Raw genomic sequence first — 13,900 nt, 5'->3', positions numbered from 1 at the left:
CCTACTTCTCCTCCTGCTCCAACAAAGAATCTATCTCGTTCAAACGAGCCCGGCTCTTGTCGAAAAATTCCTTCAATGGCGCTCCGGCAACGGCCTGGCCTGTCTGTTCCTGCATCTTCGTGTCTTCGTTACTCGCCTGCACAACAGCCGCACTTTCGCCCGTCGGGTTTTCACCCGGCCGCCCGGAAGGGTTTTCGGCAGTCGGCACTCTCACGATCTGTTCGGCAATTGCTTTTGCGGCATCGCGCAGCGCCAGATCGCGCTCGGAAAGTTCATCATTCGGTATGCTTGCCAGTAGCTCGCTGGCGATATGGACGCCCTCGCTTGGAACGCTGGCCAGTCCGGAATAGAGTTTCGACAGAGGGGCACGCGATATATCGCCGGTTTCCGATGTCAGCAGCGTCGCCTGCTCCGTTGCAAAACGCGCAAGCTCGCTCTGCCCGCGCAAAGACGCCTGACGCGCAATGCGCAGATAGATTTCCTCAGCGCGAGCCGGGTCCATCAACTGGGTGATCTCTTCGATCTTTTCCTTCGGAACCGTTGCGAAGCCTTCAACCGCGAAATTCACGAACAGATCGGCAAACTGAGACGCATAGGGCGAATGCAAAAAGCGAACTGCGTATTTGCGGATATAACTCAGCGCCTTGTCATGATCCTTGGCCTGGATCATCGCGATGATCGACCGCCGTAGCGCCGCCTCTTCTATGATGGTGCCCGGGGCGGTTAAGCGTGCATCGTCAAAAAAGGCCAGCGACGCGACCGGATCTCGGTTGACGGTGATATTGCCCGCAATCAGCATGAGATAGGGACCAAGCACGCCCTTGCGATATTCCGGAAGAATATCGGTCAGGATCTTTTCGACCTGGCTGCCGCGTCCGTTCAAGTACTTTTGCAGGATGTTGGTGATGCGGGTATCGAAATGGCCCTGCACATCCCTCGCCACGAGATAATCCAGCGTTTGCGGGTTACCGCCGCTCATGATGTACGCGAGTGCTGCATCGGCATTGCGCGAATCTTCGAAAATCGCTGCATCGGCTGTTCGCAGCGTCGAGTCGATCGTCTCTAGAAGATATTTCTGCATTTCCCGCGCGGAGTGATCACCCATGACCACCGAGTCCTGGACGAACTGGAGGGACCGCAGGATCTTGGCTGGCGGCAAATCGCTCTGGGCGTACCCGTAACCGGCACTGGCCAGCCACGGAATGCCTAGAAACAAGACAGCAATGCGGGTCGATCTCATCATCCGCTGCCTCAACTATCCTCTAGCAATATTTCGATACGACGGTTTGCGCCGTTCAGCGGGTCATCCGAGCTTTGCAAACGGCGGTCGGCAAAGCCTGACAGCTGCTTGATCCGCGTTTCATCGAGACCACCGCGTGACAGCATGTAATAGGCGGCGTGAGCGCGATCCATCGACAGCGTCCAGTTGTCTTTGCCACCGCTGCTGTAAGGCCGCGCATCCGTATGACCACGAATGACAACTGCGCCCTTCTGCTTGCTCAGAACTTCGCCGATTTTTTCCATCGCCATCACGAGGTCTCTCTGCGGCACCGCAGAGCCCACGTCGAACATGGCCGTATTGGATTTTTCCGAAATCGTGATCAGCGTGCCGCCTTCGGCGGGCGTCACGACGATGCCTTCCGCCAGCTTGCCCGCGACACCGGAAACCTGCTGGGCAATCTCTTCCCGCAGTTCCTCGGTTGTCTTGTCTTCTTTCTGCGCCGCGTCCACTGCCGCCTTCGCAGACGCATCCGCTTTGGCGGTTTTCGTCTGGTTTTGCTTCGGCGGCAAATCGCCTATCTCATCGATAGAGCCGGAAGGAAGGTTCTTCGAATTGGCATTGGCGATCTGGGTCGGCGTGGACGGCTCGCTGTCACTGATGACACTCGCCATATCCTGCGCAACGGTTTTGGCCTTCGGATCGGTCTTCTTCTGCGGCTTTTCAGGCAAAGCCGTGTCCTGAATGGCGACGCCACCCTGGTCTGGGCGTACATCGATCTGCTTGCTCCAGAAATCCGGATCGAAGGGATCGCGGTACGCTTCACCGCCAGATGCACCGGTCGAAGGGCCGGACTGGCTTGCACCGCCCTCCCCCTTGGAACTGACATTGGCCTGCTGGCCCACTTCCTGCGCAATTTCCGCAAGAACCGCATAGGGGTTTTCGAAGAAAGCCGCTTCGGAGTAGGCCGTCTTGTCGCCCGCTGACGACGTCATGTCTTCACCGCTGGCTGCGGCTGCCGCGTCCTGAGGCTTTTCGGATTTGGTATCGGAGGTCTGCTGCGTCTGCTCGCCCTTCGCCGTTTTGGCAGGCTGCTTCATGCCCCGGTCGGCTGGCTTTTCATCCGTCAGTTTGATCGGATTGAAGTAGCTGGCAACAGATGCCTTCGTTTCCTCGTTTGAGGCATTGACCAGCCACATCACGAGGAAGAAGGCCATCATGGCGGTCATGAAGTCCGCATAGGCAATTTTCCAGGCGCCACCATGGGCTCCGTCATGGCCACCCTTATGACGCTTGACGACAATGATTTCGTTTTTGCCGTGATGGTGATTTTCGCCTTCACTCATCCGCCAGACCTCTTACGCTCTGGAAAAACTCCGAAAGTCTTGTCATCAAAACCGAGTTATCCAATTGAACTTTAATATCAATATCTGCTGAAACTTCGTAATCGACCTGGTTATCGACCGAGCCCAGATCCTCGCGAATGCGCGCCAGCAGGGCATCAGGTCCTGTGATTTTAATCGTGCCCGCAAATCCACCTTCGATTTCACGAATGATCTGGGCCGAAAGATCGGAGGACGCGTTTGTGGCAAGATCACGTTCCATGACCTTGGAGAAAAGACGGAAACAAGCGACCTCAACATTGCTGGCAATAGCCTGCTTCATCGAAATGACCGACGTCGCGAGGTGACTTGCAATCTCGTCTTCGTACCGCGTCCGCATCGCGGTCATTTCTTCGTCATGCAGCGCGCGCAAGGCGTCTAATTCGCTCTCATGGGCTTTTTGCGCTGTGCGCGTGCCAGCCTCTTCGCCTTCCGCAAAGGACTTGCGTTTCTCTTCATCGAGATCGACGATGATTTCAGGCGCGGCGGGCCAGTCGTTCTCGAAGCTGGAAACAGGCATCTCCAGCTCGGGTACGACAGGCACTTCAGGCGGCACGAACTGGCTGAAGTCCTTGAGATATTTGCTCAGCGCTCCGCTCACAGACGTACCTCGCCCGACATCGCACTTGTCTTTTCTCTGGATAAGAAAGTCATGAAATAACCCGCAAGGCATTCAGATACGAGCAACAGAGCGACGCACTCTTCAACAGTGCGGAAACTCGGCAGCAATTCAGCCTCTTAAATTAGAGAGTCAAACTTGTGCGAGGATGAACCCCACCACAGATCACGCAAAGAGATTGGTGAGGGCTTTTTTATGGTTGTTGGCCATGGAGACAACCTGAACCGCCAGATCGCGCTGGGTTTCGTAAGCCTTCAGCTTGGTCGATTCTTCTTCCATATCGGCATCGACCAAACGGCTGACGCTTTTATCAAGCGAATCCCGCAAAGAGGCGACGAAGGTCGATTGCTGATCAATGCGGTTCGACATGGTTCCCAGTGAGGACCCCAGAGAATTCAGCTTGTTCGACAACTGCCCGACGACATAAACCATGTCGTCCAATTCATCCGGCGTCGTTGCACTGGAAACGGAAATTTCTGTGCCGGAAGCGCCTGTCGTCGATCCTGCATCGACAAGATAATAGTCCCGTGCGCCACCACCGGCGTCCGCATCACGGGCGCTGGCGTCTACAGCTGCGGTCAACAAACCGCGGCTGGCATCACTGGTATCAACGAGCGTCGTTTCTGCGGTGTTTACATCCAGATATTGTAGCTCGACCGATCCCTGCACACCCTTATGATACGCGTAGGGCACCGATTTTACGTCTGCGAGTTGCTCCGACGTATTATAAAGCCAGTTGTCGCCGGAGAAGCTCGCTGCCTGTGACACCGACTTGAGGTTCTCCTTCAAAGCGGAGATGGCGCTGTTGATCTGTCCCCGATCGGCGCCCGGTTCGTAGGCTGTGGTCAACTGCGTCATGATCTGATCGACCACATTGATGAGCGAGGTCACCGCTTCATAAGCCGTATCGACCTTGGACACTCCCAGATCCAGCGCGTCACCCACGCTGGACAAGACGCTTCCATCCGATTTCAGATTGGTTGCTGTTGACCAATAGCCGGAATTATCCGCAGCCGACCCAATCTTATAACCTGAGGTCACGCGTTCCTGTGTTTTCTGAAGCGTATCGTTGCTGAACAAAAGCGTCTGAAGCGCACTCTGCACGGAGCCGGAGGAAATAATCTTGGTCATGATACCTACATCGGTCGGGGAGTAAGAGGACATGCCAGATTATCTGGCGAAAGCCGCACTCTCATCATGAAGAGGCTTGGATGCGAAGCGATAGGACCTTCGCATGGCTCAGGGTTAACGAAATGTAAATCCCGTGACAAGTCATATACCAGCCCAAGCTATGCCGAAACTTGCGTGATTGCGTCTAAAGACCGACGCAGAAGCCATTTTATCGAAGCTGTTCAAAGACATAAAAAAACCGCGCCTCCTTTTCAGAGGGCGCGGCTTTGATGTGAAGCAGATGAAGCTTACTGCTGGAAGAGCGACATGATGTTCTGTGCGCTGGAGTTCGCAATCGACAGCGACTGGATCGCCAGCTGTTGCTGCGTCTGAAGCGCCGAGAGCTTCGCCGATTCCTCTTCCATGTCGGCGTCTACCAGACGGCTGACACCCGATTCCATCGCATCCGAAAGCTTCGCAGAATAGGCGTCCTGCAGATCGATACGTGTCTGAAGCGCACCGATAGCCGCAGCGGAGTCCGTCAGGCTGCTCATGGCAGCTTCGACCGTCGTCATGAATGCATCGATATCGCCTTGGGTAGACATGCTGTTCAGCGCAACGCTCATGACGCTGCCGAGAATACCGCCCTCACCGACGCCGTCGCCGTTGATCGTGGAGAACATGGCGTAAGAGCCGATGTTGAATTTTGCAGTCGTGACGCTGACGCCACCGCTGGAGTTACGGATGAAGCCGTCCACAACGCTCGCCTGTGTAGCTTCGCCAAGAACCATCCAGTTTTCGCCGGAGAACGAGGCGCCCTGTGCGATGGCGGAAAGCTGTTCCTGAAGCTTGCCGATTTCCAGCTGGATCTGATCCTTATCGGCAGATTCTTCACTGGCAGTGACGAGCTTTGCCTTGATTTCATCGACGGCGCTGATGGCGCTTTCCATCGCCGCATAGGCGGTATCGACTTTCGCAGCGCCCACACCCAGAGCGTCCGAGGCAGCGTTGAGCGCCTTGTTATCGGAGTTCATGGTGGTGGAGATGGACCAGTAGGCGACGTTATCCTTCGCCTGACCGACGCGGTAACCGGACGAAACGCGGTCCTGCGTGTTGGAGAGGTCCGTGTTGATCGAACGCAACGTCTGGAGGGCCGACATTGCAGAGGTGTTGGTCAAAATACTAGTCATCTTCAGGTCGCCCCTTTGGCAAATTCTTTAAGAAGAGACATTCCGGTCATGCCGGGAAACGCAGCAGGCAGCTTCATGCTTACCGACCTGATGGTTCGGTGCGCTGTTTCGATGACCACAGAAAACAGCTTTATGGTTAACAAAACTTTAATCGTAGGAAAGTTTTTACCTAAATGAAGGAAGTCTTAAGCCGCACCAGCAGCGTTAATGATGAATAACATATTGTTAATAATGGATAATTCTCTAATTTTGAACGTTTAATTTTTCCAAAAAAAAAGCCGCGCAAAATGCGCGGCTTTCCTATTAGAGCGAGGCTGATTAGCCGCGGAAGAGGGTCATGATGTTCTGCGACGACGAGTTCGCAATCGACAGCGACTGGACCGCCAGCTGCTGCTGGGTCTGGAGCGCCGAAAGCTTTGCGGATTCTTCTTCCATGTCAGCATCAACCAGACGGCTAACGCCGGCTTCGATTGCGTCGCTAAGCTTGCTGGAATATTCGTCCTGCATGTCGATACGGGTGGACAAAGCGCCCAAAGCAGCAGCGCCGATTGTCAGTGTGTCGAGAGCAGTTTCGACAGTCGTCATGAATGCATCGATTTCGCCCTGTGTGGCAGCGCTTGACAACGAGATAGTCATAACGTCGGCAAGGATGCCGCCGCTGCCAACGCCGTCGGCGATGGAGTTGAACAGAGCGTAGGAACCAGCATTGAATGTAGCAGTCGTAACCTTGACGCTACCGTCCGAGTTACGGATGAAGCCATCGACAACAGTCGTCGAGGAACCCACGTCACCCTGGATGGCCCAGTTTTCACCGTTGAACGAAGCGGCCTGACCGATTGCAGTCAGCTGCTCCTGAAGCTTGGTGATTTCAAGCTGAACCTGCTCTTTGTCAACGGATGTTTCGCTGGCAGTGGTCAGCTTCGCCTTGATTTCGTTGACGACGTCAATAGCGCTGTCCATGGCGGCGTAAGCCGTATCAACCTTGGCTGCACCGACGCCCAGAGCGTCTGTTGCTGCATTGAGCGCCTTGTTGTCGGAATTCATCGTCGTGGAAATCGACCAGTAGGCAACGTTATCAGCAGCTTTACCGACCTTTTCACCGGACGAAACGCGGTCCTGCGTCGTGGAAAGGTTTGAATTGATTGTACGCAGGGTCTGCAGTGCAGACATAGCAGATGTGTTCGTGAGGATACTGGTCATAGTATTGATTGCCCCTTTGGCAAGTACAATTGAAGGGACATTCCGGTTTTACCGGTAAACGACAATCAGCCTCATGCCTGCCGAGCAATATAGTTACTTTTCGGCCGCCGTTTCGATAGACCGATCTAACCTCATTAAGGTTAAGAACTTCCAAATATTATATAAACAAATAGTTAATTTTAAAAAAAATTTAGTAATACTCTGTTAACGAATAAAATGCGAAAGGCCGGACCTTTCGGTCCGGCCAGTTTTTATCGCTGAGAAAATTCGTATTAACGGAACAGCGTAAGGATGTTCTGCGACGAGTTGTTCGCAATCGACAGCGACTGGACCGCCAGCTGCTGCTGGGTCTGGAGCGCCGAAAGCTTCGCAGATTCTTCTTCCATGTCAGCGTCCACCAGACGGCTAACACCGGCATCCATCGCGTCGCTCAGCTTGCTGGAGTATTCGTCCTGCAGATCGATACGGGTCGAGAGAGCACCGAGAGCAGCTGCGCCCTTGGTGAGTTCGCCCAGAGCGGTTTCAACTGTCGACAAGAAGCCGTCAATAGCTCCCTGCGTGGATGCGCTGCTCAGAGAAATGGTCATGACCGCGGCCAGAACGCCACCGGTGCCAACGCCACTGTCGATGCTGGAGAACATTGCGTAGGAACCAGCGTTGAAAGTTGCTGTCGTAACCTTGACGCTACCGTCCGAATTGCGAATGAAGCCATCGACAACAGTCGTCGTGGATGAGTCGTCAGACTGAACAGCCCAGTTTTCACCGTTGAACGAAGCGGCCTGACCGATTGCAGTCAGCTGCTCCTGGAGCTTGGTGATTTCAAGCTGAACCTGGTCCTTGTCAACGGAAGTTTCGCTGGCAGTGGTCAGCTTGGCCTTAATTTCGTTGACGACGTCGATTGCGCTGTCCATGGCGGCATAAGCCGTATCGACCTTGGCTGCGCCGATCCCGAGTGCGTCCGTCGCTGCACCGAGTGCCTTGTTGTCGGACTTCATCGTCGTAGCGATAGACCAGTAAGCTGCACCATCGGAAGCGTCAGCAATTTTCAAACCTGTGGACACGCGGTCCTGGGTGTTGCTGAGGTTCGAATTTACGCTGCGCAGTGTCTGCAGTGCGTTGTTGGCGCTGGAGTTGAAGTTGATGCTAGACATAAGTTGCCCCTTTAAAAAACGCGGTACATGAGAGGGACATGCCGGGTTACAAGTACCGGCGCGAACGGTTCGGCATCATGCCACTCGGTTCCGGTTTTCTTTTTTGGACACCAAACCCGTCACGCAGAGACCAAAATGCGCGGCAAGCATTTCCAAGTTCTTAATTTCACAGACCTCACGAAACCCTTCGATTTTAATGGTTAATGTTGCGCAAACTGTTCAAACCGCTGTTAACCCAATTGGGACAGGTTTGCATGGATTAGACCTGCTTCATGCAAGGTTCGCGGCGTAACATCTGATCGAATTCTAAATAGCCAAAGATCCGAGTCCCCTATGGGCCGCTGTCGATGATCGAGCTGGCGAGAGGATAGAACGGGACAAATGTTAAACGAAATCAGCTATTCCGTCGCATCGAAGCATTTCAAAACGGGCCGTTATACCGAAGCCCTCTCGACGCTGAACAAGCTGCTCGATACCAAGCGTGACGCACGCACCTATGCGTTGCTGGCAAAAACCTGCTTGCAAGTTGGCATGGTCGATCAGGCTGCCACATCCTACGAGCTTGCCTATCAGCAGGATGGAATGGATGCTGAAAGCTATCTCGTTGAAAGCATCAAGCTTTATTTCAATAGCGGGCAGAAGGACAAAGCTCTGGCGCTGTCCAACAAGCTGATCCACCGGTTCCATAAATATCCCGAGATCACCTATATCGTCGGCACGACATTGCTGGAGCGCGGAGAACCGAGGATCGCCCGGGCGCTGAAAAGCATCCTGATGAAAAGTGATAACATCGATCACGTCAAGCTTGGTGCGCGTATCGCCATCACAACGTGGGATTTGTTCGATCCGAAGGACATCGAGACGGCAAGACAGCTTCTGGCCAAATTGCCACGCCAGCAAGCGGTGCGCCTGATGTATCTCGTCTTCTGCCGCGAACACAGCAAGTTCGACGCCATCGAAAAACATCAGCCGATCATCGATGCCGCCATCGCTTCGGGGGAGACGGCCTTTCTTTCACTGGATGGCACCTTCTTTAACCTGCACTGGACCGGTGACGAGCATATCAACCAGCTTGCCCGCAGCAACACCCCGGTTTTCACGCCTGAGATGAGCATCAAGCGGCGGCAGATGCCGCATGAATGGGGCCAGAAGATACGGATCGGTTATCTCTCCTCCGACTTCTTCGACAAGCACGCGACCATGAAGCTGATCCGCCGGGTGCTGGAACTGCATGACCGCGACCGTTTCGATGTCACGCTGTTTTGCCACTCGGACCCCGACCTCATCCAGACGAACGAAGCCGACCGCGAATTGTGGGGCCATGTCGTTACCATCCGTAACATGACGAACGAGGAAGCCCTTGCCGAAATCAAGGCACGCGGCATCGACATTCTCGTCGATCTGAAGGGCCATACGGCCGGAAACCGCACAAAGATTCTCAATATGGGGGCAGCCCCTGTGCAGGTCGCCTGGATCGGCTTTCCGGGCTCTACGGTCAATGTCGATCTGGACTATGCTGTTGGCGACCATTACGTGCTGCCGGATAGTTCCAAGCCGCATTATTACGAGAAGTTCGCTCGCCTTCCGGAAACCTACCAGCCGAATGATCCCGTCAACCGTCCTTTGGCCAAGCAGATCAGCCGCGCAGAGGCCGGACTGCCGGAAGACGCCTTTGTTTTCGCGTCCTTCAACGCAAACCGCAAGATCACACCGAGAACTGTGGAACTGTGGTGCGAAATCCTGAAGCGCACGCCCAACAGCGTGATCTGGATTCTGCACAACAGTCAGGACAGCAAGACGCACATTCTCGCGAAATTCATCGCCATGGGCATTCCTGCCAAGCGTGTGTTCTTCATGGGCAAGCTGGAATTCAGCCTCCACCTCAACCGTATTACCGTTGCCGATCTCGGTCTCGATACCTTCCCGGTCAATGGCCACACGACGACATCGGAACAGCTTTGGTCAGGCCTGCCGGTGTTGACCGTCAAGGGCACGAACTTCGCATCGCGCGTGAGTGAAAGCCTTCTTCATGCTATCGGCACACCGGAGCTTATTGCCGAGGATGAAGCGGCCTATGTCGAACAGGCGGTGTCCTACGCCCTTGATCCGGCGCCGCTGAAAGAAATTCGCGCCCGTATCGATGCCAACCGGTTCATGATGCCGCTTTTCGACGCGGAACGTTTCTGCCGTCACCTGGAAGCTGCCTATGTCGCGATGATCGACAAGGCGAAGGCAGGCGAAGCGCCCGATCACATCGACGTACCGGCTCTTCCGCCGCGCACTGAGCCATTCGAAGTCCGGTAAAAATATGGGCTGGAGAACCATCGGTTCCCAGCCCATTCTCGGTATAAATTATCAGGCAGCGCCGCTCACAAAGCGGCGCTTTTCGCATTCTAATGGATGTAGCCCATGCGGATCGCTTTCGCGATGGCCTGAATGCGGTTGACAGAATCGAGCTTGATGGTGGCTGAACCGAGATAGGCATTGACGGTATGAACCGACAGGCCGAGCTTCACAGCAATTTCTTCGCTGATCCGGCCATCACCAGCCAGTTGCAGGCAGGCAACTTCGCGTTCGCTCAGCGATTCCGCTGGCGTGACCCGACGCTCATCTAGCGCGAGTAAATCCACCATGATTTCGGTGCATTTGATATGCTGCTCTAGAACCAGCTCATTATCCAGCAAAAGGCTGCCACCGCAGAAGACCACATATCCGTTACCGATGGTGCCAAGGCGAACCGGCAGGGCCAGTCCTGCATAGGACAGATCGTCATTGGCAAGCCTGAGCATTAGGGCGGGAACATCGGGTATATCCGAAAAACCCGTGCCGCTCTCGCTCTTCCAGATCACCGGCAGCAGCGAGCGTTCCAGATGATCCAGCAGGGGTTCCCCCATGGCCTGAACCAGACGCGCGCTTTGATCGCTGGCGTTCATGCCCCAGTTTTCCAACTCGCAAAACAACTTGCGCTTGTTGGGAAAACCCGATGCCACAGCCCGTAGGACGACGAAATTCTTTGCCCCAAGAATGCGTTGCATGGCCACCAGTTTGGGGAAAAGATCGGAACGGCTGGTCGAGGTACCGCTACGCACAGGCGCGCTCTGTCCCAGGTTTGTCGCCTCAGAATCCTTGTAATAGCCCATCCGACGCACCTTCAAACGAGATTATTACGAACCGCATAGGCAATGGCCTCTGAGCGGGTCTTGGTTGCCGTCTTGCGCATGACGCTGGTGATGTAGTTGTTGATCGTGTTGCGAGAGATACCAAGGATGGTCGCCATCTCGTCACTGGTCTTGCCTTCTGCAATCCAGAAAAGGCACTCCAGCTCACGTTCTGTCAGGTCGATGTCCCGCTCCACGCGCGATTCCGCCACGATGCCGGAGCTTGCGAAATATCCTGTCAGCATGGCCGCCTCCCGCAAGCGGTCCTCCACGGGCACGCTGTCTTCAGCAAACAAAAGCAACAGCGAAAAGCGAACGCGGCCGACGCAGAAGGTCAATGCGCAATATTTGCGGTCCAGACCGTGGGCAACGACGGCATCGTCAGGCAGGAAGAGCATGCGGGGCTTCAAGAGCGCGAGACACTTTTCCATTTCGCTAACGCGGTTCTGATTGTTGGTCAGCTCAGCGCCCAGGCGTCGCACGAGGTCGAAAGGCCAGTCGGAAGTGATGATGAAGTTGAGGCCCGCTTCCTGCAGAAGATCTTCGCGAGCGAGAAGATAATGCGATGCGCCTGCAAAGGACGCAAGCATTTCCACGGCGGCTGTAACGTTGCCGTCAGAAGCCGCAACCGAGATATTTCGAATGAGTTGATCGCGCGGCAAGGACTTCACCGACCTATCAAACGGCGCAGCCGACAACCTGCGAACATCAACATCCACCTTCAATAGCCTACGCCCTCTTACTCTCCTTTCGGAGATCATTTAGCCGGGATGGAAATCATTTCCATTCAGAAACACAAACACGTACCCACGTTTCGCATCCCTGGTGACCGAATCATTATATTTTAGGAGACGATACGGGAAACGCCATAAGCAGTCGAAGGCAATCCCGCATTTTCATCTCTTTGTCATGCAACCGAAAGCATATTGATGTTCTCGGCCTCGCACAGAGTTGATTTCATTATTCCAACGTAAATTGTCGACTTGATGAACAAAGCGTAAATTACGTTTTAAAACAGAACATGTGCGCCTGCGCGATGCAAGAGATAAAACGGATAAAGGCCGGTTTGAGACCGGCCTTTTTGATTTATGCTGCTTTTTCGATAGCCCACTTGCGGAGGATTTTTGCAGCGCGCTCTTCGCTGATTTCCACCATGCGGGAGAGACGACGTTCCGGTCCTTCGCGCACCCGGCGATTGAAGTCGCCCTCGCCACTGTCTCCGGAGAGAAGGTCGTCGGTGCTGTCGAAGCCGAAGTCGGCACCGAACCCGTCCATGAGGCCACCACCACCGCCTGCGCCACCCAGCGCAGGAGAGAAGTCTGGCAATTCGAGACCGGCAGCATCCGCGCCGAGCTCCGCAGTCGCGGCGGAACCGTTGGACATGGAGCGAACGATCGGACGCACACCCAGCCAGACCACGAGGAAGGCGACGGCAACGAAGGCGAGCGAGTTGATGATGCCTGCCGAGTTGCGGCTCAGCACTTCCGTCACGCCCGGGCCGGCCACAGCCTGATCGAGAAGCTGGGTTTCGAGGAAGTCCATCGCGGTAATCGTGACCACGTCGCCACGGGCGGTGGAGATACCGGCGGCGGATGCCACGATCTTCTGCATCTCTGCCAGATAGGCATCGGTTTTGGCCTGATCGGCAGGTTCGCCGATCATCTTTGCAAGACGGCCCTTGTTGACGACCACGGCAATCGAAATCTTGTCGACGGTGTAACCATTGCGCACGGTCGCAGTCGTCTTCGAGTTGATTTCGTAGTTGGTTTGCTCTTCCTTTTTGGCGCTCTCATCCGACGACTTTGGACCGCCACCGCCACCCTGTGGGGCAGCCTGCGGAACATTCTGCTCCACGGTCGCAGCCGTATCCGGCGTCGTTTCCTGAGACTTCTGATCTTCCTTGGTCGTGCGTACCGAGCGTTCGACGCGCGATTCGGGATCGAAAACCGTTTCCTGAATCTGTTGGCTGTCGGTGTTCAGCTCTGCCGTAACGGTGGAGCGAAAGTTATCCATGCCAAGAAATGGCGCAAGCGCCTTGTCGATCTTGCCTTCGAGTTCCTGCTGAACGTTTTGCGACAGCGTCAGCGAGCGGTTCAGTGCACCGTTACCGACATCATCACCGGAGGCCAGAAGCTGTCCGGTCGAATCAAGCAGGGTCACGTCATCGACCTCAAGGCCGGGAACGGCGGAGGCGACGAGGTGACGAATGGACGAAGCGGCCTTGCGGCCTGCAGAGGTGCTAGCACGGATCATGACGGAGGCAGTGGGCTTCTGCTCTCCACGACGAAAATTGCCGACATCCGGCATGACGATGTGCACGCGGGCAGCGGCAACGCCGTCGATCTGCTGGATAGAGCGCCCGATTTCCCCTTCGAGGGCACGGACGCGGGTCACTTCCTGCATGAAGGATGTCAGTCCGAGCGAACCGACATTGTCGAAAAGCTCGTAGCCAGCATTGGTGCTGTCTGGAAGGCCCCGTTCTGCAAGCAGAAGCCGGGCCTTGCTTGTCATACCAACGGGTACCTGAAGGCTGGTCCCATCCGCACCGACCTGGAAGTCAACATTCGACTCGGCAAGAGCGATGCTGATCTTGTTCAGATCCATGGTTTCGAGGCCAACATAAAGTGTTTCGTAAGCAGGCTTGTTCACATAGAGCGCGGCAGCGAGAATGATTGCCATGGACAGAACGCCCACACCACCCAGCACCAAAAGCCGCGTCTGGCCCAGAGCCGCGAAATTTTTTAAAACCTGAGGGAATTGATTAAACAGATTCATTCTGTCCCGCACCGTCATTCAAAAAGAGTCGAGACCTTCTGGTCCCGATAGCAAATTAGACGGTGAAGCTTGCGCGAGCGTTTCCCGACTGGCTTT

At 55.0% G+C, this 13,900-nt stretch carries 11 protein-coding genes; 1 reads left to right on the top strand and 10 read right to left on the bottom strand.

What is annotated here, in order from left to right; all coding sequences use genetic code 11:
* Position 1: 1 nt before the first annotated feature.
* The 7 genes from ABUK73_RS08710 to ABUK73_RS08680 form a co-directional block, all read right to left on the bottom strand.
* Positions 2-1,243 (bottom strand): chemotaxis protein, encoded by a 1,242-nt coding sequence (locus tag ABUK73_RS08710; protein WP_353576927.1) that lies wholly within the window; start codon positions 1,241-1,243, stop codon positions 2-4.
* 8 nt (positions 1,244-1,251) lie between these two features.
* The gene (locus tag ABUK73_RS08705; RefSeq protein WP_353576926.1) at positions 1,252-2,565 is read right to left on the bottom strand and encodes a MotB family protein; all 1,314 of its coding nucleotides are present in this window, start codon (positions 2,563-2,565) and stop codon (positions 1,252-1,254) included.
* Positions 2,558-3,202 (bottom strand): hypothetical protein, encoded by a 645-nt coding sequence (locus tag ABUK73_RS08700; RefSeq protein WP_353576925.1) that lies wholly within the window; start codon positions 3,200-3,202, stop codon positions 2,558-2,560. Before ABUK73_RS08700 ends, ABUK73_RS08705 begins: the two co-directional genes overlap by 8 nt.
* A 183-nt stretch (positions 3,203-3,385) precedes the next feature.
* Entirely contained in the window at positions 3,386-4,351 is a 966-nt protein-coding gene (locus ABUK73_RS08695) for a flagellin N-terminal helical domain-containing protein (RefSeq protein ID WP_353576924.1), read from the bottom strand.
* Positions 4,352-4,638: 287 nt separating this feature from the next.
* Positions 4,639-5,520 carry a flagellin N-terminal helical domain-containing protein gene (locus ABUK73_RS08690; RefSeq protein ID WP_353576923.1) on the bottom strand — a complete coding sequence of 294 codons (882 nt, stop codon included), beginning with the start codon at positions 5,518-5,520 and terminating at the stop codon, positions 4,639-4,641.
* Positions 5,521-5,838: 318 nt separating this feature from the next.
* A complete protein-coding gene (locus ABUK73_RS08685; protein ID WP_353576922.1) occupies positions 5,839-6,720 on the bottom strand; it encodes a flagellin N-terminal helical domain-containing protein in 882 nt (293 codons plus the stop codon).
* A gap of 272 nt (positions 6,721-6,992) precedes the next feature.
* Entirely contained in the window at positions 6,993-7,871 is an 879-nt protein-coding gene (locus ABUK73_RS08680; protein WP_353576921.1) for a flagellin N-terminal helical domain-containing protein, read from the bottom strand.
* 381 nt (positions 7,872-8,252) lie between these two features.
* Here ABUK73_RS08680 and ABUK73_RS08675 point away from each other — a divergent pair, with 381 nt between their 5' ends.
* Entirely contained in the window at positions 8,253-10,175 is a 1,923-nt protein-coding gene (locus ABUK73_RS08675) for an O-linked N-acetylglucosamine transferase, SPINDLY family protein (RefSeq protein ID WP_353576920.1), read from the top strand.
* Positions 10,176-10,264: 89 nt separating this feature from the next.
* Here the strand turns inward: ABUK73_RS08675 and visR are convergent, their stop codons facing one another.
* The 3 genes from visR to fliF form a co-directional block, all read right to left on the bottom strand.
* Positions 10,265-11,011: a transcriptional regulator VisR gene (gene visR, locus ABUK73_RS08670; protein ID WP_353576919.1), complete on the bottom strand. Its 747-nt coding sequence runs from the start codon at positions 11,009-11,011 to the stop codon at positions 10,265-10,267.
* A gap of 11 nt (positions 11,012-11,022) precedes the next feature.
* Positions 11,023-11,754 carry a transcriptional regulator VisN gene (visN, locus tag ABUK73_RS08665; RefSeq protein WP_353576918.1) on the bottom strand — a complete coding sequence of 244 codons (732 nt, stop codon included), beginning with the start codon at positions 11,752-11,754 and terminating at the stop codon, positions 11,023-11,025.
* 361 nt (positions 11,755-12,115) lie between these two features.
* The gene (gene fliF / locus ABUK73_RS08660; RefSeq protein WP_353576917.1) at positions 12,116-13,804 is read right to left on the bottom strand and encodes a flagellar basal-body MS-ring/collar protein FliF; all 1,689 of its coding nucleotides are present in this window, start codon (positions 13,802-13,804) and stop codon (positions 12,116-12,118) included.
* Positions 13,805-13,900: the final 96 nt, after the last annotated feature.

It is taken from the genome of Agrobacterium vacciniicorymbosi (genome assembly GCF_040427045.1).
Lineage (GTDB): Bacteria > Pseudomonadota > Alphaproteobacteria > Rhizobiales > Rhizobiaceae > Agrobacterium.
Note: the sequence above shows the minus strand (reverse complement) of the source record. Positions and strands in the feature narration are given on the sequence as shown.

Coding starts and splice junctions, on each gene's coding strand:
- ABUK73_RS08710 (WP_353576927.1), bottom strand. CDS start 1,243: ATGATGAGATCGACCCGCATTGCTGTCTTGTTTCTAGGCATTCCGTGG.
- ABUK73_RS08705 (WP_353576926.1), bottom strand. CDS start 2,565: ATGAGTGAAGGCGAAAATCACCATCACGGCAAAAACGAAATCATTGTC.
- ABUK73_RS08695 (WP_353576924.1), bottom strand. CDS start 4,351: ATGACCAAGATTATTTCCTCCGGCTCCGTGCAGAGTGCGCTTCAGACG.
- ABUK73_RS08690 (WP_353576923.1), bottom strand. CDS start 5,520: ATGACTAGTATTTTGACCAACACCTCTGCAATGTCGGCCCTCCAGACG.
- ABUK73_RS08685 (WP_353576922.1), bottom strand. CDS start 6,720: ATGACCAGTATCCTCACGAACACATCTGCTATGTCTGCACTGCAGACC.
- ABUK73_RS08680 (WP_353576921.1), bottom strand. CDS start 7,871: ATGTCTAGCATCAACTTCAACTCCAGCGCCAACAACGCACTGCAGACA.
- ABUK73_RS08675 (WP_353576920.1), top strand. CDS start 8,253: ATGTTAAACGAAATCAGCTATTCCGTCGCATCGAAGCATTTCAAAACG.
- visR (WP_353576919.1), bottom strand. CDS start 11,011: ATGGGCTATTACAAGGATTCTGAGGCGACAAACCTGGGACAGAGCGCG.
- fliF (WP_353576917.1), bottom strand. CDS start 13,804: ATGAATCTGTTTAATCAATTCCCTCAGGTTTTAAAAAATTTCGCGGCT.